Origin of the sequence: Streptomyces sp. YS-3 (assembly GCF_045257485.1) — a bacterium.
GTDB lineage: Bacteria > Actinomycetota > Actinomycetes > Streptomycetales > Streptomycetaceae > Streptomyces.
This window is the reverse complement of sequence record NZ_JBJHPC010000765.1, coordinates 1-2,814: the sequence shown is the minus strand read 5'-3', so window position 1 is coordinate 2,814 and position 2,814 is coordinate 1. Positions and strand designations below refer to the sequence as shown.

At 73.5% G+C, this 2,814-nt stretch carries 3 protein-coding genes; 1 reads left to right on the top strand and 2 read right to left on the bottom strand.

Annotation, left to right across the window (positions count from 1 at the left end; genetic code table 11):
• The coding region (locus ACJA3G_RS34485) for an FAD-binding oxidoreductase (protein ID WP_406556972.1) at positions 1-1,480 on the top strand (1,480 nt) is incomplete at its 5' end.
• Positions 1,481-1,528: 48 nt separating this feature from the next.
• Here ACJA3G_RS34485 and ACJA3G_RS34480 read toward each other — a convergent pair.
• A complete protein-coding gene (locus tag ACJA3G_RS34480) occupies positions 1,529-2,263 on the bottom strand; it encodes a phosphatase PAP2 family protein (protein WP_406556971.1) in 735 nt (244 codons plus the stop codon).
• A gap of 209 nt (positions 2,264-2,472) precedes the next feature.
• On the bottom strand, positions 2,473-2,814 hold a 342-nt coding region (locus ACJA3G_RS34475; protein ID WP_406556970.1), incomplete at its 5' end, for a C40 family peptidase.

Here is a 2,814-nt window from a genome sequence, read left to right as displayed (position 1 = left end):
GCCCACGACCCCCGCGTCCTCCGCGTCCTCAGGTGCGACCCCGGCCGCCTGGACCGCCCTCGCACGCTCGCTCGCCGGCTCCCTGGTGCGGCCCGAGGACGCCACGTACCCGACCGCCCGCCAGCTCTACAACACCCGCTTCGACGGCCTGCGTCCGGCCGCCGTCGCGTACGTGGCGAACGACGCCGACGTCCGGGAGTGCCTGGCCTTCGCCCGCGCCCACCGCACCCCCGTGGCCCTGCGCGGCGGCGGCCACTCCTACGCCGGGTGGTCCTCCGGCACCGGCCGCCTCGTGCTGGACACGTCGAGGCTGAACCACGTCCGGGCCGACGGCTCGACCGCCACGGTCGGCGCGGGCGCCCGGCTGCTCGACGTCTACCTGGCCCTCGGCAGGACGGGCCGGACGATCCCCGGCGGCTCCTGCCCCACCGTCGGCGTCACCGGGCTCACCCTCGGCGGCGGCCACGGCGTGGCCACGCGCGCGTACGGCGCGACCTGCGACAGCCTCACCTCCGCGACCCTGGTCACCGCCGACGGCCGAGTGCTCACCGCCGACGCCGATCACGAGAGCGACCTCTTCTGGGCGCTGCGCGGCGCGGGCAACGGCAACTTCGGCGTCGTCACCGGCCTCACCTTCCGTACGCACGACGCCCCGCGGACCGTCACCGCCTATCTGACCTGGCCCTGGGCGAAGGCGCGGGCGGTGATCGAGGCCTGGCAGGAGTGGGGCCCCGACCAGCCCGACGAGATCTGGTCCGCCGCCCATCTCGCCGCGGCGGCGGGCGGCGCGAAGGCCGGCGCGGCGCCCACGGTCACCGTCTCCGCGTTCTCGCTGGGCTCCTACGGCGACCTCCAGAACGCCGTGGACCGCCTCGCCGACCGCGTCGGCGCCCCCGCCGCCTCCGTCTCGCTGCGCCGCCACGGCTACACCGACGCGATGCTCGCGTACGCCGGCTGCGCCGCCCTCTCCGAGGCGCAGTGCCGGCTGCCCGGCGCCACGCCGGGCCGCTCTCCGCGGGGCACGCTCCAGCGCGAGACGTACGCCGCCCGCTCGGCCTTCTTCGACCGGGCGCTCCCCGCCGACGGCGTACGGGCCCTGCTCGCCCGGACCGAGGCGTTCGGGAGCGTGGCGGTGGGACAGGGCGGCGGGTCGGGCACCGTGGCGCTCACGGCGCTCGGCGGGGCGCTGAACCGGGTGTCCCCGACGGCGACGGCGTTCGTGCACCGCCGCTCACGGGTGCTCGCGCAGTACATCGCCTCCTGGCGGCCGGACGCCTCCGGAACGCCCCAGCGGGCATGGCTGAATACCACCCATGACGCACTGAGCCGGTACGCCAACGGGGCCTCCTACCAGAACTACGCCGACACGGAACTGAAGGACTGGCGCAGGGCGTACTACGGCGATGCCGCGCCCCGGCTGGCCGAGCTGAAGCGCCGGTACGACCCGACGCGCCTATTCGACTTCCCGCAGGCGCTGTAGGCGTCGTAGGGCCTGTAGGCCCGGCGGTGGCCGTCCGGCCGAACCGGCCTACGCCGCCAGGTCGTTCTCCCCGGGCCCGGCTCCCGTACCCGCCCCCGACCGGGAGCCGCGCGGCTCCGGCAGGCCGGCGGCGAGCCGCAGCGAGGACTGGCCGGCGCGCCTCGACCGGACGAGCCGTCCGAGCCGGGGCGAGCGGGCCAGGGCCGAGAGGAGCGGGGTCAGCAGCATCAGCGCGAGCGGGGCGAGCAGCAGGGTGACGGCGGTGCCCAGGGCGAAGCCGCCGACCACGTCCGTGGGGTAGTGCACGCCCATGTAGACCCGGCTGAAGCCCTCGGCGAGCGCGAGCCCGATGGCCATCGCCCCGAACCTGCGGTGCGCGACGAAGAGCCCGGCCCCGATCGCCATCGCCAGCGTGGCGTGGTCGCTCACGAACGAGTAGTCCGTCTTGCCGTCCACCAGGACGTCGAGCCCCTTGTGGGAGGCGAAGGGCCGTGGCCGTTCCACGAACCCCCTGATGGGGATGTTGACGAGCAGCGCGATCCCGGCTGCGAGCGGCGCCCAGACGAGGGCGGCGAGGGACGCGAGCGCGCTCTCCCGGTCCTCCGCGCGCCGCAGGCTCCACCAGCACCGGAGCACCACGAGGACGAGGGCGAGCAGGATGCCGTACTCCCCGACGAACTCCATCACGCGGTCGAACCAGGTGGGAGCGGAAGCGGCGAGTCCGTTGATGTCGTAGAGCAGGCTGACGTCCAGGTTCGACCCGTCGAGCGCGAGTCCAGCCATGCCGAGGCCCCTTGCCTGTGCGAGTAGCTACCAACCCCCGTGGTCAGTACTGCTGCGGTCACTGTCCACTGAACGGCCTGAACGGCCCTCGCGTTCCACTCTCCACGGAATGATCACGACGACGTTACCGAAGAGAGACTCATCGTCGCAGCTCAGGGCCATGACTTGACGGAGAGTGCCGACGAGTTCCGGCCACTTCGCGCCTACGGTCACGTACCCGGTTTGAAGGTCGGCAACGCGGCGGCGCCGTCCTTGGTCACCCGGGTCGCTCCGAAGTAGTCCGGCGCGTCGATCTTGTCGAAGCGGATGACGGCGCCGGTGTACGGGGCATTGATCATGTACCCGCCGCCGACGTACAGCCCGACGTGGTGAATGGCGCGGGAGTTGGTGAGGTCGTCCGAGAAGAAGACGAGGTCACCGGGGAGCAGCTCGCCGCGGGAGGGGTGCGGGCCGGCGTTGTACTGGTCGTTGGCGACCCGGGGCAACTCGATCCCGACACTGGCGTAGGCGGCCTGGGTAAGCCCCGAACAGTCGAACCGCCCCCCCTGGGC

Excerpts from the sequence above, each read along its gene's own strand:
- ACJA3G_RS34480 (WP_406556971.1), bottom strand. The coding sequence starts at position 2,263 with ATGGCTGGACTCGCGCTCGACGGGTCGAACCTGGACGTCAGCCTGCTC.